Raw genomic sequence first — 20014 nt, forward strand, 5'->3', positions numbered from 1 at the left:
CTTTGCTTCGTAAATGTCGTCGCCCGCTGAACGCTTTCGGGCAACAGCCACTCAAGTCACGGCTGTCTTGACGGCGAAACGCGCTTCCTGCCAGGCGCCGGTGCGCAGGATGCCTTCCAGCACCTCCACCGCCTGCCAAACGTCCCTGTAGCCGACATAGAGCGGCGTGAAGCCGAAGCGGATCGTCGACGGCGCGCGGAAATCGCCAATCACGCCGCGCTCGATCAAGGCCCGCATTACCTGATAGCCTTCCGGGTGGATGAACGATACCTGGCTGCCGCGCGCGTTGCCGTCTCGCGGGCTTTCGAGCTCAAGGCCGTAGGCGTCGCATCTGGTCTCGACGAGCTCAATGAACAGGTCGGTCAGCGCGATGCTCTTTTTGCGCACCACCGCCATGTCGACGTCGTCCCAAAGATCCAGTGCCCCCTTCAGCGCCCGCATCGAAAGCACAGGCTGCGTACCACACAAGAACCGGCGGATGCCGGTGCCGGCCGCATAGCCCTGTTCGAAGGCGAAGGGCCTCGCATGACCCCACCAGCCGCTAAGCGGCTGGTGGACCTCACTGTGATGACGCTTCGCGGCATAGATGAAGGCGGGCGCGCCCGGCCCGCCATTGAGATATTTGTAGGTACAGCCGACGGCGAAATCAGCGTTCGCGCTGTCGAGTTCGACCGGTAAGGCCCCGGCTGTGTGGCAGAGATCCCAGACGATCAGCGCGCCAGCCTGATGGGCCTTGCGCGTCAGCGCGGCCATGTCACGCAACTGCCCGGATTTGTAATTGACGTGGTTGACCAGGATGACGGCGACGCGTTCGTCGATGAGATCCTCGATATCAGGCGCGTCGACCCCTTCGAGCCGCAGCACCGTACCCGGCCGTGTCGATGCGACACCTTCGGCCATATAGAGGTCGGTTGGGAAACTGTCGCCTTCGGCGACGATGACCGACCGGTCCGGCCGCATGCCAAGCGCGGCATGCAGCACCTTATAGATGTTGATCGAGGTCGTATCGCAGACCACCGTCTGGCCGGCCGCGGCGCCGATCAGGCGTCCGAGCTGGTCGCCAAGGGCGACCGGCATTTCGAACCAGCCGGCGGTGTTCCAGGCACGGATCAGATCCTGCGCCCATTCCTGGGTCGCGGCCTTCTGCAGCTCGTTGAAGACGGCGGGAGCCGCCGCGCCTAGCGAATTGCCGTCGAGATAGATAACCCCGTCCGGCAAGATGAACCGGTCGCGCATGGCACGCAGCGGATCCGCCGCATCCATGGCTTCGACTGCTGCGAGATCGAGCGTTGCACGCATGATTTCAGACATTCCCTGGTTTGTTCACGCTCTAATTTATTCACGAATGGCTTCGCGAGCCGGCGCGGATCCCCGGCTGCGCTTGAGGCTGGGCAAGGCCAGCATGGCGAGCACGAACAAGCCGGTGGCAAGCTTCAGGTCAGGCGGCGGCATGCCGGCGGCGAGGCAGAACGACACCAACTGGTAGTAGATGATCGCGCCGGCGAAAGGCGCCAGCAGCTGACGCCAGACCGTCTGCTTGCCGACAACCGCCTCGCCGATCATCAGCGCGGCAAGCCCGTTGATGAGAATCCCCAGTCCCATATTGACGTCGGCAAATCCCTGCGACTGCACCATCAGCGCGCCGCTTGACGCCGAAAACGCGCTCGCCAGCCCGACACCGCCTATGGTCGCCGCCCAGACATTGATGCCTTGAGCCTCGGCCATGTCCGGGTTGGCGCCCACCGCACGCACCGCGGTCCCCTTCTCGGTCCTGAAGAACATGTAGAGCGCGAGGAAGACGAGGAGCGCGAGAAGGCCGGCAACAACGATCTTGCTGACCGGAAAACCAGGCCGCGCGAACGGCACCCAGTCGAACACAGTGGGCGAGCCGAAGACGGAGAGATTGGACTTGCCCATGATGCGCAGGTTGATGCTGTAGAGCATCGTCATCATCAGGATACCCGCAAGAAGCGTGTGGATGCGGAAGCGCAGATGGATGAAGGCGGTACAGCAACCCGCCACAAAGCCCGCTGCGACGGCGACCGCGATGGCTGTCAGCGGCGATGCACCGGCTGCAAGAAGCACGCCACAGACGCAGCCGCCCAGCGGAAAGGCGCCCTCGCTGGTCAGATCCGGAAAATTCAGCATGCGAAACGGGATCATGATCCCGAGCACGACAAAGGCCAGGATCAGGCTCTGCGCCAGTGTGACCGGGATGATCGCGACGAAGCTCGTCAGAACGTCCTGGATAAAGCTCATGGTGATCAGCTCGCCAGCAACATGCGATCGGTCTTGACGGAAAAATGGCCGATCAGATCTGCAACCGTGACCGCCGATTTCTCCTCGCCGGTGACTTCCAGCCTGATCCGGCCCGCGTCGAGCATGATCACCCGGCTGCCATGGTCGACGGCATGTTGCATATTGTGGGTCACCATCAGCGTGGTCAGTTTCAGCGCATTGACGGCGCGCACCGTCGCCTGCATGACGATTTCGGCCGTGCGCGGGTCGAGCGCTGCCGTATGCTCGTCGAGCAGCAGCAGGTCCGGCGATCCGCCAACCGCCATGATCAGCGACAGCGACTGCCTCTGCCCGCCCGAAAGCAGGTCGACGCGTGTGTCCAGGCGGTTTTCAAGGCCGAGACCCAGTATGGACAAGCGCTCCTTGTAGGACGCAAGCCGGGTGGCGTTCAGCCCTTGCCGCAAGCCGCGTTTGTGGCCGCGAAGGTCAGCCAACAACATGTTCTCCGCCACGGTCATGCTGGCGGCTGTGCCGCGCATCGGATCCTGGAAGACGCGCGCCAATTTTGCCGCGCGCTTGTGCACCGGCATGTTTGTCACATCGGTGCCGTTGATCAGGATCCTGCCGGAATCGAGGATGAGAGCTCCGGAAATGGCGTTGAGCATGCTGCTCTTGCCGGCCCCATTGGAGCCGATGACGATACCGAACTCGCCCGTGGCCAACGACAGGTTGAGGCCGTCCAGCGCGACCTTCTCGTCGGCCTGGCCCTTGTAGAACACTTTGCGCGCGGATCGGATCTCGAGCATCGTTCCTCCCACAACTGAAGGGTGACGGCGCCGACGCCGTCACCGCTGCAGCCCAACGTCAGTCGACGATGCAGCCGCAATCGGCCATCGAAGCGGGTATCTCGATGCCGAACGCGGCCATCGCCTTGCGGGAGATCGTTGCCATGTGGTCCTTGTAAGCTGGACGCGACGGCGCGATCGTCTTCGGATCCTTGCCCTTAAGGATTTCGGCGGCGATGTTGCCGGCATTGACGCCAACCTGCGTGTAGTTGACCGCGAAGCTTGCCGGTACGGTGCCGTTGCGGACCGCGCTGTCATCGGAGTTGACGACCGGGATTCCAGCCTGACGAGCGGCTGCGGAGACAGCGGCGATCGCCGGCTGGATCAGGTTCGAGGCCGGGCCGTAGATCACGTCGGCCTTGCCGGCGAGCGAAGCGATGCGTTGCTGGATGTCATTGACGTTGTCGATGCCGACCTCCACGACCTCGAAGCCGGCCGCGGGTGCCGCCGCCTTGATCTTTTCGATCAGGGCAACGTCATTGGCCTCGCCTGGATTGTAGGGCACGCCAAAGCGCTTGGCGTTCGGCAGCAGCTTCTTGGTGAAGGCCATCACCGCGGCGACATCCTGCAGATCGCTGGCGCCGGTCATGCCTTCGTCTCCGGAGTCCCATGACGGCACCAGCTTGGCCGCGACCGGATCGGTGACCGCGGCAAAGACGATCGGAATGTCGGATCCTGCGAGCGCCTTCTTGGCGATCTGCGAGACTGGCGTGGTGATGGTGTAAATCAGCTTGGGCTGCTCCGCCTGCAGCTTGGCGATCATCTGCGGCACAAGCGATGCGTCGAAATTGGTATGGCTCTCGGTGTAGACGACGTCCTTGCCCTCGACGAAGCCGTTGTCCGTCAGCGCCTTCTTGAAACCGGCTATGGCGGCATTCAACTGAGGATGCTCTCCGAAATTGGCTATGCCGATACGAATCTGATCAGCCGCGGCGCTGCCGGCGCTGACCATCAAGGCGCCTGCCAGGGCCAATCCTGACAGCCATTTCGACTTCAACATCATTTCCTCCCAGATTTGATTAGCGCCGCTTAAAGACGGCACATCAGGCGATCATGGTCAGTCCGCCGGTCCATGTCAAACATTATATATAATTCTTGCCATGCACCGCCATGATATATAATTTTCCGAGCCTGACGATGGACGGACTGCGATGCAGGATCAGAATAGTTCCACAAAGACGGAGGCGGCCTATCAGCTGCTGCGGCGCGATATTCTGACGACGCGCCTCATGCCGGGTGCGCCGCTCAAGTTGAGTGCGCTGCGCGGCACATATGGCGTCGGCTGGACGCCGCTGCGTGAAGCATTGTCTCGGCTTGAAGCCGAGCGCCTTGTCACTGCCATCAGCAATCGCGGCTTTGCCGTCGCTCCCGTGTCGCGGGCCGAACTCGAGGACCTGGCGCGCGCGCGGATGGTTGTCGAGATGCCCCTGTTCCTGGAATCGATGGAAAAAGGCGACAGGCAATGGGAAGATGCCGTTGTCACCGCTCATTACCGGCTCTCTCGCTGCAAGACCGCGGTTGACGACCCCTCGGATGCGGCCGTCGATCAATGGGACGAAAGCCACGAGGCCTTTCACGCGGCGCTGCTGAGTGCTGCGACGTCCAACTGGCTGCTGCGATTCCGCTCGACGATCGCGGATCAGCTGCGGCGACATCATCGTTTTCTCGGCCTGGCGCCGACTTTGCGGGCAGCGGCCGGCCTCAAGCATGGCTATGGAGAGGCCATGGACGCACTGCGCGAGGCGATCGCGATCGAGCATCACACCGCGATCATGGAGGCGGCGCTCGATCGTGATGTCGAGCGGGCAAAGGCATTGATGACGGCGCATATCGGCTACACGCTGCACGTCTATGTTCACAGCGAAGACAGCAGCGCCAACAACTACACCGCACGCGCCGGCAGCCTGAAAGCGGTTTCCGGATGATTTCGGCGCTTCCGCGCCGTCCGACGCTTACACACGGATCCATCCCCCAAGCGAGCTGGCGAACGTTGGCGTTTTGGTTTCGTTTCGTTCCGCTGGGATGACACTGGGCGACTCCATAAATCCGCCCCGTGCGCCTTTCAAACGACTGAAGCCAAACCTCAACAAGGGGTGGGCCACAGGCCATTAACCAAAACGATTTCAATGCGTGTGTCCGGGGCAGAAATCGTCGGTAAGCGTCGGTTGCCGTTTGTTGCCGGCGGCAAAAATTTCGAACCCCTTAACAAATTCACTAAACTTTAAACGGTTGCGGAACACAACTGGAACAGATAGTGTTTGTTCTGGGTTTGTTTTTCGATTCCGATTCAGACCCTTCGTTCAATGCCTTGGGGGCCGCCATGCTGACGCGCAAGCAACATGAACTGCTGATGTTCATTCATGAACGGCTCAAGGAAAGCGGCATCCCGCCTTCCTTCGACGAGATGAAAGAGGCTCTTGATCTTGCCTCCAAGTCGGGGATCCACCGCCTGATCACGGCGCTGGAGGAACGTGGCTTTATTCGGAGACTGCCCAACAGGGCGCGCGCACTGGAGGTGCTGCGGTTGCCGGATTCGATCGCGCCCGGCCTCAACGCGGCAAAAAAATTTTCGCCAAGTGTCATCCAGGGCAGCCTCGGTCAGGGCAACCTTGGTCGCCAGATCAAGCCGGCGCCGTCGCGCTTGCCCGCGGCCGGCAATGACGACGATGCGGTTCCCGCGGTCTCGATCCCGGTGATGGGCCGTATCGCCGCCGGTGTGCCGATCGATGCCATCCAGCATCAGACGCATTCCATCTCGGTCCCGCCTGACATGATCATGGGCGGCGAGCACTATGCGCTGGAGGTCAAGGGCGACTCGATGATCGAGGCCGGGATCTTCGATGGCGACACGGTCATCATCCGCAACGCCGATACAGCGAGCCCGGGCGAGATCGTCGTGGCGCTGGTCGACGAAGAGGAAGCGACCCTGAAACGGTTCCGCCGCAAGGGAGCTTCGATTGCCCTTGAAGCCGCCAACCCGGCCTACGAGACCCGCATTTTCGGGCCGGACAGGGTCAAGGTGCAAGGCAAACTCGTCGGGCTGATCAGGCGCTACTGAGCAGGCACTGGCGCGCTGGTATTGTCAGGCTTTTTATAGGGCGGCAGGCCCCTCGCCTCGCGCGAGAATTTGCGCTGTTCATGCCAGGGACGGTATGGCCTGTCGACGGCGAAGCTGACGATTGGTGGGCCAGTCGCCGATTGGCGGTCGAAGAAGACCGCAGCACTCCCTTTGCGAGCGAGTTGCCGTTTGGTGACGACGAGAACCAGCGGGTTATGGCAGGCGTCATAGCCAGTCGCGTCGTTGACGACGATCACGTCGGCGAAACCGCAGGCTTTCCAGGTATCCTTGCGGTCTTCGACATGCGCGATAATCGCTCCGGACGGGTGCCTGGCGAGGCAGACGCCGTCGGTGCAGTAGAACGGTGCCCCCGGCGGCAGGTTTACGGCATCGGCAATGGCGAACTGCCCGTCTGTCTTGTTGAACACCTCCGGCACGACGATGCTTTCGGATACCAATGCACGTTTCCAGTTGTCGACGGTGAATTCGTTCGGGCGTGCCCGGCTGACCGCGAGTTCGCCACCGCCGATCGGCACCGCGACCAGCCGGGCATCTTCCGAGATCAGCACATCGGGCGTGCGCGTATCCGACACAGTCAACAGGCCGGCAAGCGCGAACGGGAGTGCGGCGAGCCGCAGCCATGTCGTCGCCATCGTCGCGATGACCAGGGCGACCGTCACCAGCAGCACGGATTGCTGGGAAATCAGCCCGACCGCATCGACAGGAGAGCGTTCCGATATCCACGCCGATATGGCGATCATTGCCGTCAGGCCCTTGCCCATCAGGTAAAGGGATGGCGCATCCAAGCCGAACGGCATGAGCAACGCGCTGGCGACGGCCAGGAACATCACGACCGAAACGATCGGCATGACGGCCAGATTGGCGAACAAGCTGAGTGGCGATACACGCTGGAAATGCCAAATGGCAAACAGCGCCGTGGCGCTGCCGGCAATAATGGATGTCATTGCCACGCCTCCTGTGAGCGCGACGAGTTTGCCCATGAGAAAACCGGCCGGTGTTCGTCTGGGCGGAGGCGTTCTGATCTTCCTCGCGCGATAATCCGCCCAACCGGCATAGGCGCCGACCAGGGCAGCGGTCGCGGCGAACGACATCTGGAAACTCGGTCCGACCACTTCATGCGGCGAGACCAGGATAACGGCGACCGCCGAGATCGCCAGATTGCGCATGGTCAGAGCCGCGCGATCGAACAGAACCGCGATCAGCATCACCGCCAGCATGATGAAGCTGCGTTCGGCGGCAACGACGATGCCCGAAATGACGAGATAGGCAGCGATCGAGAACAGCGCTGCGGCGGCCGCGTATTTCTTCACCGGCCTTCGTGCGGAAAAATCTGGAAACAGCGCGAAGGCGCCGCGCAGCAGACCCATGACCGTGCCGGCGACCAGCGCCATATGCAGTCCGGAAATGGATATGATGTGATAGATGCCGGTTCGCCGCATCGCCTCGTTGATTTCGTCGGGAATGCCGGCGCGCACGCCGACGATCAGTGCCGCTGCGATCTCGCCCTCGGCGCCGCCGACGATACCTGTGATGCGGCCAGCGATGGATTGGCGGGCATTTTCCACCGCAGAGGACAGGCGAGCCGAAAGCGGCATGTCATCGTCCTCGGCTGTGACAATCCTGGGATTGCCGAGAAAAAACCCGCTGCCGCCGATGCCGGCGAAATAGCTGTCGAAGGAGAAATCATAGCTGTCCGGCCGCACCGGACCGGTCGGCGGCAAGAGTTTGGCATAGCCTGATATCAACGAGCCGGCGGTCAATTCCCGCGGTATCTTGCGTGCCGAAAGCCGGACCCTTTCCGGCGCATAGCGCAGTTTCGGCCGGGCGGTGGACGTCACGTCAATGGTCAGCCGGATGCGGCCGGTCTCCATCCGATCGAGCGAGACGACGCGACCCGTCACTTCAGTCGAAATCTCCGAGCCCAGCATTCGTGTTCCGGCCCGCCATGTTTCGACCTTCGCCGCGAGCAGGCCCAGCGCGCACAGCAGCATCGCCGTGAAACACAGATGGGTTTTTGGCCAGGAACGCGACGCAAGCGCACAGAGCGCCGTCAGCACGACGACCGCTACAGGCTTGGCAAAATCAGGCTCCGCCGCCAGCGAATAGTAGCCGATCGCTCCGGCGGCCAGACAGACCGGCACCAGCAGAAAGGCGATGCCCCGGTCAAGTTCCAGTTCCGCCGCCTTGGCCACGCCATGGCGCAGGCGAGGCAATGATGTCAGGCCGAATTGCCGGCGCACGCGCGCAATCCTGCCTGCGGCAGGCGATAGACTTGGTGCAGGGATATCCGCCTGCGGCGGCCGGGTGCCCGGCGCGGGCACGAGGGGCGTAGGTGATGGCAACGGGATAGCCGGATGCGTTGCAAACAAGGACCGTTCGCTGACGCCAGCAACAGCGTCCTCGCCCTGATCCGAGCCCCGGCCTCGTCCAGCCATCGGGTCTGCCCCTTGCACCCCTGTCGCCCTATGGTACATGAACCCGCGACGCGCGAAAGTCCGCGCAACCCAACCCCGCTTCAGATGGTTTCCAAGAATTTCATGTCCGACAAGGTCGTCACCCGTTTTGCCCCCTCGCCCACCGGCTATCTGCACATCGGCGGCGCCCGCACGGCGCTGTTCAACTGGCTCTATGCCAAACACACTGGCGGTACGATGCTGCTGCGCATCGAGGACACCGATCGCGAGCGTTCGACCGATGCGGCGACGGCCGCCATCCTGGACGGACTCTCCTGGCTCGGTCTTGGCTGGGACGGCGACGCTGTCTCCCAATTCGAGCGCGCGCCGCGGCATCGCGAGGTGGCCGAGGAACTCGTGCGCCTGGGCAAGGCCTACTACAGCTACGAGACGCCTGCCGAACTGGAGGCGATGCGCGAGGCAGCGCGTGCCAAGGGCCTGCCGCCACGCTACAACGGCCAGTGGCGTGATCGTGATCCGTCCGAGGCGCCTCCCGGCGTCAAGGGCGCAATCCGCATCAAGGCGCCAACCGAGGGCGAGACGGTGGTGCACGACCGTGTCCAGGGCGAGGTGCGATTCCCCAACAAGGATCTCGACGATTTCATCATTCTGCGTTCGGACGGCAACCCGACCTACATGCACGCCGTCGTCGTCGACGACCATGACATGGGCGTAACGCATATCATTCGGGGCGACGATCACCTGACCAATGCGGCCCGCCAGACGGTGATCTACAAGGCCATGGGCTGGGACGTGCCATCGATGTCGCACATCCCGCTGATCCACGGCGCCGACGGTGCCAAGCTGTCGAAGCGCCATGGCGCGCTCGGCGTCGAAGCCTATCGCGCCATGGGGTATCTGCCGGAGGCGCTGCTCAATTACCTGGCGCGCCTCGGCTGGAGCCATGGCGACGACGAGATCATGTCGATCAAGGACATGATCTCCTGGTTCGACATCGGCGACGTCAACAAGGGCGCCGCCCGTTTCGATTTCGCCAAGCTGGATGCGCTGAACGGCGTCCATATGCGCCGCATGAGCGACGCCGAACTGTTCGACATCTTCATCGCCGCCCTGCCCTATCTCGAGGGCGGCCCGGCGATGGCCGCGCGCCTCAACGAGCATAACAAGGCGCAATTGCTGGCGGCCCTTCCGGGCCTGAAGGAGCGCGCCAAGACGCTGGTAGAACTCGTCAATGGCGCCGCTTACCTGTTTGCGGAGCGGCCGCTGCCGGTCGACGACAAGGCGGCGCTGCTGCTCAACGACGATTCCCGCAAGATCCTGCGCGGCGCCCACGAAGCCTTGAATGCGCTTCCGGGGGACTGGACGGCTGCCGCTGCGGAGGCCGCGATCCGCGACTATGCGCTGGCTGGAGGCCACAAGCTGGGCGCCGTGGCACAGCCCTTGCGCGCCGCCCTGACCGGCAAAAGCACCTCGCCCGGCGTGTTCGACGTACTGGCCGTGCTGGGGCGTGAGGAAAGCCTGGGTCGCATAGCGGATCAAATCGATTAGGAGCAAACTGGCCCAAAAAGATTGGCATTGAAAGGCGGGTTTCGCAGTGCAACATTAGGCCTTGGCCCAATCTGGCACGCACCTCCTAAAATGCGGTGGCGAATACGCGCATTGCAGTGATTTCGACGTGTCGCTTCGCAGAAATTTGCCTTTGCCGGCATGATGAAACGAGAAGGAGTTTGCAATGACCGAAGCTGCGACAAAACTGGAATTTGGCGGCAAGACCCAGGAGGCCACGGCCAAGTTGGAGCTCGGCGGCAAGACTCATGAGTTCAAGGTGCGAAGTGGCTCCGTCGGCCCCGACGTCATCGACATTGCCACGCTTTACAGCACAACCGGCGCCTTCACCTACGATCCCGGCTTCACCTCGACCGCGAGTTGCGAATCGGAGATCACCTTCATCGACGGCGATGCGGGCATTCTCCTGCATCGCGGCTACCCGATCGACCAGTTGGCGGAACACGGCGACTTCCTGGAAGTCTGCTACCTGCTGCTCTACGGCGAACTGCCCACCAAGGCGCAGAAGGACGATTTCGATTACCGCGTGACACGCCACACAATGGTGCACGAGCAGATGTCGCGCTTCTTCACCGGCTTCCGTCGCGACGCGCACCCGATGGCGGTGATGTGCGGCGTGGTCGGCGCGCTGTCGGCCTTCTATCACGACTCCACCGACATCTCTGACCCCTACCAGCGCATGGTCGCTTCCATGCGGCTGATCGCCAAGATGCCGACCATCGCGGCCATGGCCTATAAATATCATATCGGCCAGCCGTTCATTTACCCGAAGAACGATCTCGGTTTCGCGGCAAACTTCCTGCATATGTGCTTCGCCGTGCCGTGCGAGGAGTACAAGATCAACCCGGTGCTGGCGCGCGCCATGGAGCGCATCTTCATCCTGCACGCCGATCACGAGCAGAACGCCTCGACCTCCACGGTTCGCCTCGCCGGCTCTTCGGGCGCCAACCCGTTTGCGTGCATCGCCGCTGGCATTGCCTGCCTGTGGGGCCCGGCGCATGGCGGCGCCAATGAAGCGGCGCTCAACATGCTGGGCGAGATCGGCCATGTCGACCACATCCCGGAGTTCATCGCCCGCGCCAAGGACAAGAACGACCCGTTCCGGCTGATGGGCTTCGGCCATCGCGTCTACAAGAATTACGATCCGCGCGCCAAGATCATGCAGAAAACGGCGCACGAGGTTTTGGGCGAGCTCGGCATCAAGGACGATCCGCTGCTCGACATCGCCATGGAACTGGAAAAGATCGCGCTGACCGATCCTTATTTCATCGAGAAGAAGCTCTACCCGAATGTCGACTTCTATTCCGGCATCACGCTGAAGGCGCTGGGCTTCCCCACCACCATGTTCACGGTGCTGTTCGCGGTCGCCCGCACTGTCGGCTGGATCGCGCAATGGAAAGAGATGATCGAGGATCCGCGCCAGAAGATCGGCCGCCCGCGCCAGCTCTATACCGGCGCGCCGGAGCGCGATTACGTGCCGATCGCCAAGCGGTAAAAAGGATAGGGAGTAGTTGGTAGTCAGTAGTCAGTAGTGAAGAGGATCATCTACTCACTACTCACTACTCACTACTCACTACTCACTACTCACTACTCACTCGCTTCCTCACGCACTCCATCACCACCTGCGCCGCGATCTCACCGGACGGCCTGTCCGTCGCCATGCGCCGTGCGATCTCGGCAAACCCATCTTTCTGCCAGGCGCGGATGCCGGTGTCGGTCAACAACCCTTCCAACTGGCGCGCCAGATTGTTCGGTTTGACGTACTCGTTGTAGAACTCCGGGATCAGCGCGCGATCCGAGATCAGGTTGGGCAGCAGCGCCGACCAGACGGTAACGAGATACGGCGCGACGACGCGCGCGACAGGGTCGAGGCGGTAGCAGGAGACCATCGGCACACCGGACAACGCCAGTTCCAGGGAGACCGTGCCGGACGCGATCAACGCCGCGTCGGCCTTGCCGAAGGCCTGCCATTTACGCTCGGGCGCGAGGATGATCTCGGGTTTCTCGTCCCAGCGCGTGACAGCGGAACGGACGGTGTCCGCGACATGGGGCACCGTCGGCAACATCAGCCGAAGGCGGTGTCCGCGTGCCCGCAGCATCGACACGGTCTCGCCAAACGGCTCCAGCAGTCGCCGCACCTCGCCGCGCCGCGAGCCGGGCAGGACAAGCAGCGTCTTCACGCGGTCCGGCGAAAGGTCGCGCGGCTGCCCTTGAGCCTTCGCCGCCGAGAGCACACCCGCGTCATGGGCGAGACGGTGCCCGACATAGGTGCCGGGCGGGCCGCCAAGCCTGGCGAGTTCCTTCACTTCGAACGGCAGGATGCACAATATGTGATCGACATAGGGCTTCATCGCCACCGCCCTGCCCGGCCGCCACGCCCAGACGCTCGGGCAGACATAGTGGACGATCGGGATCGACGGGTTGGCCGCGCGTACCTTCCTGGCAACGCGCAGCGAAAAGTCCGGGCTGTCGATGGTGATCAGGCAATCCGGCTTCGCGTCCGCGATCATCCCGGCCATCTGGCCGATCCGCCGCATCAGGCGCGGCAGATCGCGCAGGACGGCACTGAAACCCATCAGCGCGACCTCGCCGGCATCGAAGGGCGAAACCAGCCCTAGCCCCTGCAAATGGCGACCGCCAAGGCCGACGAGTTGCACCTCGCGGCCTGTCAATGCCTTCAGCGAACGCACGATGTCGGCGCCCAGCAGGTCGCCGGATTCTTCACCGGCCACGATTGCGATCTTCAGCGCCTTGTCAGCCATGTGGCGGCTCCGTTGCTGGCAGGCCGACGATGAACAGGCCGAGCGCATTGGCGCGCCCCAGCGTCACCGGACCTTCGAGGATCAGCGAACGTCCAGCCTCGACCGCGATGCCGGCAAGCCCGGCCGCATGCGTCGCCTCGACCGTCTGTGGTCCGATCGACGGCAGGTCGGCGCGCAATTCCTGGCCAGGTTTGGCACACTTGACCAGAACCCCACGGGTCTTGCCGGCAAGCCGGCCATGGCCGCGCAGCTCTCGTGTTCTTTCGAGCAGGCCGTGCGTACCTTCGATGCCTTCGAGCGCGATCGCCCTGCCACCGATGGCAATTGCCGCCTGGCCGATATCGAGTGCGCCGATGGCCTTGGCTGCCTGCCTCGCCGCTTCGATGTCACGCCAGTCCGATTGCTTCGGTGCCTTGGCGGTCAGCGTGCCTTCGGCGGCGGCGAGTTCGGGAACGACCTGATGCGCGCCGATCACCTTGATGCCCCGCCTTTCCAGACCGCGTGTCACGACCTTCAGCAGGCCGTCATCGCCACGCGCCAGCGCCATGATCACCGAGGGCAAAATCGCCAGCAGGCCAAGGCTCAGGCGAATCCTGGCCAATTGCGGCCTGCGTTTGATTTCGCCGGCCAGAACTAGATGCGTGATTCCATATCGCTTCAGCGTCGGTACCAGGGAGCCGATCTGCTCCAGGGCCAGGCTGTCATGCTCGTATAGACGCAGGTCCCGCTCGCGATCAGCTTCGCCTTCCATCAACAGGACGAAAGGCGGATACCCTCGTGTGGCCAAGCCTTGCGCGACTTCGACCGGAAGACTGCCGCCGCCGGCGATGATGCCAACCCTGGCATCAGGCGGGAGATCAAGACCGCTTGCCGCTGTCTTAGTCTTCATCGTCGGCATCGTCGTCATCGCCACCCTTGAGCGATGGCACCGCATAGTGCCGCTTGCCGCGACTGGTGATGAAATCGATGATCTTCATCGCGGTTGGGGACGAAGCGAACTCTGCTTTCGCGAACTCGATGTTTTCGCCAACGGTTCGGGAACGGTCGAAGATCGTCTTGTAAGCTTTCCGCAGCAAATGGATTTCGGACCTTGGCAGGCCGGAACGCTTCAGGCCGATAATGTTGAGGCCGCGCAGGCTGGCGCGGTTGCCAACGGCGATGGCGTAAGGAATGACATCGCCCACGATGGCGGAGCAACCGCCCAGAAACGCGTTATCGCCAACGCGCACGAACTGATGAACGGCGGTCAGGCCGCCAATGTAGACATTGTTACCGATCTCGCAGTGGCCGCCCAGCGTCGCCCCATTGGCGAAGGTGGCGTTGTTGCCGACCACGCAATCATGGGCGATATGGGCATAGGCGAGGAAGTTGCCATTGTCGCCCACCGTTGTCTCGCCGCGGCTGGTGTCGGTGCCGACATGCATGGTGACGCCTTCGCGGATGGTGCAGTTGGCGCCGATAACCAGCGTGGTGCGTCCGCCCTTGTGCTTGGTGTTCTGCGGTGGCCCACCCAGTATCGCCATCGGGTAGACCTTGGTCGAGGAACCGATGGTGGTTGCGCCCATCACCGAGACATGGCTGACCAATTCGACACCGTCACCGATCACGGCCTCGGCGCTGACGTGGCAAAACGGCCCTATACGCACACCCTGGCCAATCTGGGCGCCTTCCTCCACGACGGAGGAAGGATGGATTGAAGTCATGATTTTCATAAGCATTCGATCGTCAGTCGCCGGTGACCATCATGGCTGAAATCTCGGCCTCGGCCGCCTTGGTGCCCTCGACCATGGCTTCACAGGCGAATTTGAGCAGGTTGCCGCGCTTCTTGATTTTCTTGACGTGGATCTTCAACTGGTCGCCGGGAACGACCGGTTTGCGGAATTTGGCGTTGTCGATGGTCAGGAAATAGACCAGCGATGGCTTCGACGCCCCAAGGCTGCGGATGCAGATGGCGCCGGCCGTCTGCGCCATTGCCTCGACAATCAGCACGCCCGGCATCACCGGCTGCTCGGGGAAATGGCCCTGAAAATGTGGCTCGTTGATGGTGACGTTCTTGATGCCGATGGCGGATTCATCGCCATCGATGTCGACAATGCGGTCGATCATCAGGAATGGATAACGATGCGGCAGAAGCTTCATCAGCCCCATTATGTCGACCGCTTCCAGCGTCGTCGCCGCCACCATGTCAGCCATTGTCCTTGCCCTGCTTGCGTGCCCTGGCCATTGTGCGCAACATGGCTATCTCTCGCATCGCTTCCGCCATCGGCTGCGCCGGATAGCCGCCCCAGATCTCGCCGGCAGGAACATTGCTCATAAATCCACTTCTGGCGGCAAGCTTGGCTCCCGTGCCGATGGTCAGATGATCCGCAAGTCCGACGCCGCCGCCCATGGTGACATTGTCACCCACGACCACGGAACCGGAAATACCTGAAAGCCCGGCGACTATGCAATTGCGACCGATGCGGACGTTATGGGCGATCTGCACGAGATTGTCGATCTTGGTGCCCTGACCGATAATCGTATCCGACATGGCGCCGCGATCGACAGTGGAATTGGAGCCGATCTCGACATCGTCCTGGATGACCACCCGACCGATCTGGGGAACACGTTCCGGCCCCTTGGCGCCGCCGACGAAGCCAAAGCCATCCTGGCCGATCCTGGCCCCGCCATGGATGATGACCCGGTTGCCGATCAGCGCATATTGGATACTCGCGCCTGGGCCAACATAGCCGTTACGTCCGATCTGGCAGGATTGCCCGATGACGGCGTTGGGCGCGATCACGGTGCCGCTGCCGATCGAGACGCCCGGCCCAACGACCGCGCCGGCCTCGATGATCACGCCGGCTTCGACATGCGCGGTTGGATCGACATGGGCATGCGGCGAAACGCCGGTTTCGCCGGTCATTGGCCCTGGCGTGGCGGCCGTGGGGAACAGCAGTCGCCCGACCAGCGCGAATGCCTGCTGCGGTCGCGGGTGGATCAGCACAGCGATGCCGACCGGCGCCTTGTTGGCGAATTCGGCTGGACATAGCACCGCCGCGGCCCGCAGCGATGGCATCAGCGCGGAATTACGCCTGCCGTCCACGAAGACGAGCGCATTCGCTCCGCCCTCGCTGGCTGGTGCCAGTGCTTCGATCGAAACGTCGGATTGGCCGGAATCGACAAGCACCGAGCCGGTCAGATTCGCGACTTCGGCCGCCGTATACCGGCGTGATGGCGCGAAGAACACCGGATCGGTCATTCCAGAAGCTATATCCAGCTAGGTCGGAACATTTCTCCCGGATCCGAAAAACCCGGGAGCATCGTTGGCCGCCGATCAGAAGCGGGTCGATATGCCGAAGTTGAATTCCTGCACATCGTCGGTCGCTTCCTTCTTGACCGGGATCGCATAGTCGATACGGATCGGGCCGAACGGCGAGGCCCACATCAGGCCAACGCCGACCGAGGCGCGCACCTTCATGTCCGTAGAGGCCTGATCGACCAGCCCGGGGGCAATCTTGCTGCCATAGAGCGTCGCCGCATCGGCGAACACGGCGCCGCGCAGACCGAAGCTCTCGGGAACGACCGGCAGCGGGAACTGGGCCTCGGCCGACGCGTTGAAGTAGGTCGTGCCGCCGAGATGGTCACCTACGCCGGCAGAGTCAACGGGGCCAATGCCGCCATAGGCAAAGCCCCGAATCATGCGGTCATTGCTTTGGAAGTGATCGAAAATGCGCAGATCACCACCGCCGTAACCTTCGACATGACCGGCGCCACCCGAAACCAAGCCTACGAGGTCGAGTTGCTCGGAAAGCGTCTGGTAGATGCTCCCGCGCCCGGTTACCTTCACGAACTTGGCATCGCCGCCAAGTCCCGCGACCTCGACGGTCGTATTGGCATAGATACCCTCATGCGGGTTCTTCATATCGTCGATGGTGTTGTAGACCAGCCCCAGGCTGACCGACGACTTGATCCAGGGACTCTGCTCTATGCCATCAAGGATAGCTGGAGAAATGGTGCAAGTGCCATCAGGGTCTCCTGGACTCGTGGGACCGCAACTGTCATCCACCGAATATTTCTCTTGCGCGATATTGTAGGCCAGTTGGGTCGTAATGCTGTTGGTAATCGGCAGGCCAAAGCGCACGGTCGCACCCGTGGTATCGCTGTCGTAATTGCCGTTGTATTGCCGCGTCGACTTGTAGATGTCGAAGCCGGCGGCGATGCGCCGCCCGAGGAAATACGGTTCGGTGAACGAGAGGCTGTAGTCGCGCGAATGCCTGCCGCCACCCGCCGACAGCTTTATGTACTGGCCACGGCCGAGGAAGTTGCGCTCGGTGATCGATCCTTCGACCGACGGGCCGGCCGTGTCACCGCCAGTCGAATAACCGGCGCCAACCGAGAATTCGCCCGTCGATTTCTCGACCACGTCGACCACCAGCACAACCTGGTCGGGCTGCGAACCGGGCACCGTCGAGATTTCGACTTTGTCAAAATAATTCAGGTCTTCCAGGCGCTTCTTCGCCCGCTGGATGAGTACCTGGTTGAACGCATCGCCTTCGCTGACGTCAAACTCGCGGCGAATGACATAGTCGCGCGTGCGATCGTTGCCGCGGATTTCGATGCGCTCGATATAGGCCTTGGTCCCTTGGTCGATCGTATAAACGACCGAAATCGTATGGTTCTCGAAGTTGCGATCGCCGCGTGGCGTCACCTGCGCGAAGGCATAGCCCGAACCGGCCACCTTCTCGGTGAGCGCTACGATGGTGTCTTCGACGTCCTTGGCGCTGTAGACATCGCCCTTGTGGGTCTCGACCACCGATTCAAGCGCTTTCGAGTCCACTTCCGGGATGGTGCTTTCGACGCTGATATCGCCGAACGTGTAACGCTCGCCTTCCTGGACGGTGATAGTAACCGTGTACTTGTTCGTCGCGCTGTCGAGTTCGCCGACAGCGGACACGACCTGGAAATCGGCATAGCCGTGATTGTAATAGAAGCGGCGCAGCAGTTCCTGGTCGGCGCGCAGCTTGTCCTCGTCATAAACGTCGTCACGTAGGATGAACGAAACCCAGGACGAGCGCTTGGTGTTGATTACGTCCGACAGGCGGCGGCTCGAATAAGCGCTATTGCCGACAAAATTGATCGCCGCGATCTGCGTGCGGTCGCCTTCGGTGATGTGGAACACCACGTTCACGCGGTTGTCGCCGAGCTCCATGACCTGCGTGGTCACGCCGGCATCGTCACGGCCGATGCGCCTGTAGGCGGCCTTGACCGCCTCGACGTCCGAATCCAGCGTCGCCTGCGAGAAGGTGCCGCGCGGCTTCAGTTGGACCGCGGCCTGGAGTGCATTGTCCTTGAGCTTCTTGTTGCCCTGGAACAGCACCTGGTTGACGACCTTGTATTCGGAAACCTTGACCACCAGTGTCGAGCCGACTTGGTTGATCCGCACGTCCGAGAATAGCCCGGTGCCGAACAGCGCCTTGACCGCGGCGTCGATGTCGGAACTCGAGAAGGCCTTGCCCGGCTTGATGGTGATGTAATTGCGAATCGTATCGGCGTCGACACGCTGGTTGCCGCTGACCTCCACCCTGCTGACGACAGCGGCTTCAGCCGCCGATGTGGCAACGAATTGCACTGCGAGCGCGCCTGGCACAACCAAAGCGGCGGACAGTGCCGCCGCTGACGCGGCGTTCAAAAACTTGGATGCTGCCTTCATCGGGCTTAATAACCTTTTCTCGTAGTCCCCACGGCGAGAAAACCGGACGTGCGGTAATTTCCCCTACCGTATTAACCGGATTTTCCCTACACGCAAGGCTTCTGGTTAATTTGTATTTACTTAACCCTGCTGCGTGGCTTTCGCGTCACTCATATCCCCGTGCATGGTAAACGGCGTCTCAACATCGACCATGCCAAAGCCAAATTTCTTCATGATTTCAGCACCCAAACAGATCGTTCCAGAATACGAAACCCATGAAGCACAAGACCAGAAGCAGACCGGCCCGATAGGCCATTTCCATCATCCGTTCCGACACCGGCCGGCGGATGACGGCCTCCACCCCGTAGAACAAGAGATGGCCTCCGTCGAGGGGGGGAATCGGCAAAAGGTTTAGAATGCCTATCCCGACGGACAGCAGCGCGACAAGCTGCACCAGCCACTCGAAACCCAATTTGGCCGCCCTGCCGGCCATGTCGGCGATCTTGACGGGACCACCCAATTGACACTTGTCCTCGCGTCCGACGGCGAAGCGCTGCAAAAACTGGCCCGTGCGCTCGATGACATGGCCTGTTTCCTCGACTGCCGCCGCAACCGCTCCCACCGGGGTATAGGTGATGAGACGGGGCTGGCCGAGTTCCTTGTTGTTGACGACGCCGATCACCGCAACCTTGATCTTGTTGCCGAGCGCGTCTTCCTGCTCCATCAACTTCGGGGTCGCGGTCACCGTGACTTCCTTGCCGTCGCGCAGCATGACGAAGGTGATGGTGTCGCCGGCACGGCCCGAGACCAGCCGCTGGACGTCGCCGAAGGTCTCGACCTTGCTGCCATCAACGCTGACGAATCGGTCGCCGGGCATGATGCCGGCCTTCGCCGCCGGACTGTCGGCGGTAACTTCGGCCACCATGGGCTCCGCGACATAACGCCCATAAGCGGCAAACAGCACGGCAAAGACGACGATCGTCAGCAGGAAATTGAACAGAGGCCCGGCCGCCACCGTCGCCGCGCGCTTCCAGATCGCTTGGGTGTGGAAGGCAACCTTGCGCTCCTCGTCGGTCAATGTTTCGAGTTCTTGCGATGTCGGCTGGCTGGAGGTGGCGCTCATGTCGCCGACAAATTTGACATAGCCGCCAAGCGGTATGGCGCAAAGCTTCCAGCGCGTGCCATGCCTGTCGTTGAAGCCTATGAGTTCGGGACCGAAGCCGATCGAAAAGGCCCTGACGCCAATGCCGCACCAGCGGCCGACAAGGTAGTGGCCCATTTCGTGGACGAACACCACCACGGTCAGCACGAAGAGAAACGGCACGAGCGTGCCGAGGAAGAAACCTTCCGTACTGAAAATCGCGTGAAGAATCCCGTTCAAGTCATGCCCTCAAAATTCTTCCGCCGTTGAGGCGTGACTGTGACATCAATCCAGGCGA

16 protein-coding genes are annotated in these 20014 nt (G+C 62.1%); 4 read left to right on the forward strand and 12 right to left on the reverse strand.

The genetic code is table 11. The features are described from left to right. Positions 1-51: 51 nt before the first annotated feature. Genes kynU through FJ934_RS01960 form a run of 4 tightly spaced genes read right to left on the reverse strand, consistent with a single transcriptional unit; the run spans position 52 to position 4083 of the window. The gene (kynU, locus tag FJ934_RS01945) at positions 52-1299 is read right to left on the reverse strand and encodes a kynureninase (RefSeq protein ID WP_140606970.1); all 1248 of its coding nucleotides are present in this window, start codon (positions 1297-1299) and stop codon (positions 52-54) included. 36 nt (positions 1300-1335) lie between these two features. Beyond that, on the reverse strand, positions 1336-2259 hold the full coding sequence (locus FJ934_RS01950; RefSeq protein ID WP_140606971.1) for an ABC transporter permease: 924 nt from the start codon (positions 2257-2259) through the stop codon (positions 1336-1338). Between the two features lie 5 nt (positions 2260-2264). Next, positions 2265-3044, reverse strand: a complete 780-nt coding sequence (locus FJ934_RS01955; protein ID WP_140606972.1) for an ABC transporter ATP-binding protein — start codon at positions 3042-3044, stop codon at positions 2265-2267. A gap of 58 nt (positions 3045-3102) precedes the next feature. Continuing rightward, the gene (locus tag FJ934_RS01960; RefSeq protein ID WP_140606973.1) at positions 3103-4083 is read right to left on the reverse strand and encodes an ABC transporter substrate-binding protein; all 981 of its coding nucleotides are present in this window, start codon (positions 4081-4083) and stop codon (positions 3103-3105) included. Between the two features lie 151 nt (positions 4084-4234). On the opposite strand from FJ934_RS01960, the gene FJ934_RS01965 reads away from it, so the two are divergent. Both FJ934_RS01965 and lexA read left to right on the forward strand, forming a co-directional pair. Then, positions 4235-5008, forward strand: coding sequence for a GntR family transcriptional regulator (locus tag FJ934_RS01965; RefSeq protein WP_140606974.1), 774 nt, complete (start codon positions 4235-4237; stop codon positions 5006-5008). Positions 5009-5403: 395 nt separating this feature from the next. Further along, a complete protein-coding gene (lexA, locus tag FJ934_RS01970; protein ID WP_140606975.1) occupies positions 5404-6141 on the forward strand; it encodes a transcriptional repressor LexA in 738 nt (245 codons plus the stop codon). On the opposite strand, the gene FJ934_RS01975 is transcribed toward lexA, so the two are convergent. After that, positions 6135-8597: a ComEC/Rec2 family competence protein gene (locus FJ934_RS01975; RefSeq protein WP_140606976.1), complete on the reverse strand. Its 2463-nt coding sequence runs from the start codon at positions 8595-8597 to the stop codon at positions 6135-6137. The genes lexA and FJ934_RS01975 overlap by 7 nt on opposite strands. Before the next feature lie 102 nt (positions 8598-8699). Here FJ934_RS01975 and gltX point away from each other — a divergent pair, with 102 nt between their 5' ends. Then, positions 8700-10124, forward strand: coding sequence for a glutamate--tRNA ligase (gene gltX, locus FJ934_RS01980; RefSeq protein WP_140606977.1), 1425 nt, complete (start codon positions 8700-8702; stop codon positions 10122-10124). Between the two features lie 184 nt (positions 10125-10308). Further along, positions 10309-11637 (forward strand): citrate synthase, encoded by a 1329-nt coding sequence (gene gltA / locus FJ934_RS01985; RefSeq protein WP_140606978.1) that lies wholly within the window; start codon positions 10309-10311, stop codon positions 11635-11637. A gap of 85 nt (positions 11638-11722) precedes the next feature. Here gltA and lpxB read toward each other — a convergent pair whose 3' ends face one another. From lpxB to rseP, 7 genes are all read right to left on the reverse strand, one after another. Further along, positions 11723-12904 (reverse strand): lipid-A-disaccharide synthase, encoded by a 1182-nt coding sequence (gene lpxB / locus FJ934_RS01990; RefSeq protein ID WP_140606979.1) that lies wholly within the window; start codon positions 12902-12904, stop codon positions 11723-11725. After that, on the reverse strand, positions 12897-13811 hold the full coding sequence (locus FJ934_RS01995) for an LpxI family protein (protein ID WP_140606980.1): 915 nt from the start codon (positions 13809-13811) through the stop codon (positions 12897-12899). Before FJ934_RS01995 ends, lpxB begins: the two co-directional genes overlap by 8 nt. Continuing rightward, positions 13783-14616 carry an acyl-ACP--UDP-N-acetylglucosamine O-acyltransferase gene (gene lpxA, locus FJ934_RS02000; RefSeq protein ID WP_140607081.1) on the reverse strand — a complete coding sequence of 278 codons (834 nt, stop codon included), beginning with the start codon at positions 14614-14616 and terminating at the stop codon, positions 13783-13785. The genes FJ934_RS01995 and lpxA overlap by 29 nt, the downstream gene beginning before the upstream one ends. Positions 14617-14629: 13 nt before the next feature. Next, on the reverse strand, positions 14630-15097 hold the full coding sequence (gene fabZ / locus FJ934_RS02005; protein WP_140606981.1) for a 3-hydroxyacyl-ACP dehydratase FabZ: 468 nt from the start codon (positions 15095-15097) through the stop codon (positions 14630-14632). After that, positions 15090-16145 (reverse strand): UDP-3-O-(3-hydroxymyristoyl)glucosamine N-acyltransferase, encoded by a 1056-nt coding sequence (gene lpxD / locus FJ934_RS02010; RefSeq protein ID WP_140606982.1) that lies wholly within the window; start codon positions 16143-16145, stop codon positions 15090-15092. The genes fabZ and lpxD overlap by 8 nt, the downstream gene beginning before the upstream one ends. A gap of 75 nt (positions 16146-16220) precedes the next feature. Continuing rightward, positions 16221-18596: an outer membrane protein assembly factor BamA gene (bamA, locus tag FJ934_RS02015; RefSeq protein WP_140606983.1), complete on the reverse strand. Its 2376-nt coding sequence runs from the start codon at positions 18594-18596 to the stop codon at positions 16221-16223. A gap of 217 nt (positions 18597-18813) precedes the next feature. Further along, entirely contained in the window at positions 18814-19956 is a 1143-nt protein-coding gene (gene rseP / locus FJ934_RS02020; protein ID WP_140606984.1) for an RIP metalloprotease RseP, read from the reverse strand. Positions 19957-20014: the final 58 nt, after the last annotated feature.

The organism is Mesorhizobium sp. B2-4-12, assembly GCF_006441575.1.
In the GTDB taxonomy this organism is placed as follows: domain Bacteria; phylum Pseudomonadota; class Alphaproteobacteria; order Rhizobiales; family Rhizobiaceae; genus Mesorhizobium.

Bases quoted from the DNA above. Each gene is read 5' to 3' on its own strand.
- kynU (WP_140606970.1), bottom strand. From the start codon at position 1,299: ATGCGTGCAACGCTCGATCTCGCAGCAGTCGAAGCCATGGATGCGGCG.
- FJ934_RS01950 (WP_140606971.1), bottom strand. From the start codon at position 2,259: ATGAGCTTTATCCAGGACGTTCTGACGAGCTTCGTCGCGATCATCCCG.
- FJ934_RS01955 (WP_140606972.1), bottom strand. From the start codon at position 3,044: ATGCTCGAGATCCGATCCGCGCGCAAAGTGTTCTACAAGGGCCAGGCC.
- FJ934_RS01960 (WP_140606973.1), bottom strand. From the start codon at position 4,083: ATGTTGAAGTCGAAATGGCTGTCAGGATTGGCCCTGGCAGGCGCCTTG.
- FJ934_RS01965 (WP_140606974.1), top strand. From the start codon at position 4,235: ATGCAGGATCAGAATAGTTCCACAAAGACGGAGGCGGCCTATCAGCTG.
- lexA (WP_140606975.1), top strand. From the start codon at position 5,404: ATGCTGACGCGCAAGCAACATGAACTGCTGATGTTCATTCATGAACGG.
- FJ934_RS01975 (WP_140606976.1), bottom strand. From the start codon at position 8,597: ATGGCTGGACGAGGCCGGGGCTCGGATCAGGGCGAGGACGCTGTTGCT.
- gltX (WP_140606977.1), top strand. From the start codon at position 8,700: ATGTCCGACAAGGTCGTCACCCGTTTTGCCCCCTCGCCCACCGGCTAT.
- gltA (WP_140606978.1), top strand. From the start codon at position 10,309: ATGACCGAAGCTGCGACAAAACTGGAATTTGGCGGCAAGACCCAGGAG.
- lpxB (WP_140606979.1), bottom strand. From the start codon at position 12,904: ATGGCTGACAAGGCGCTGAAGATCGCAATCGTGGCCGGTGAAGAATCC.
- FJ934_RS01995 (WP_140606980.1), bottom strand. From the start codon at position 13,811: ATGACGACGATGCCGACGATGAAGACTAAGACAGCGGCAAGCGGTCTT.
- lpxA (WP_140607081.1), bottom strand. From the start codon at position 14,616: ATGAAAATCATGACTTCAATCCATCCTTCCTCCGTCGTGGAGGAAGGC.
- fabZ (WP_140606981.1), bottom strand. From the start codon at position 15,097: ATGGCTGACATGGTGGCGGCGACGACGCTGGAAGCGGTCGACATAATG.
- lpxD (WP_140606982.1), bottom strand. From the start codon at position 16,145: ATGACCGATCCGGTGTTCTTCGCGCCATCACGCCGGTATACGGCGGCC.
- bamA (WP_140606983.1), bottom strand. From the start codon at position 18,596: ATGAAGGCAGCATCCAAGTTTTTGAACGCCGCGTCAGCGGCGGCACTG.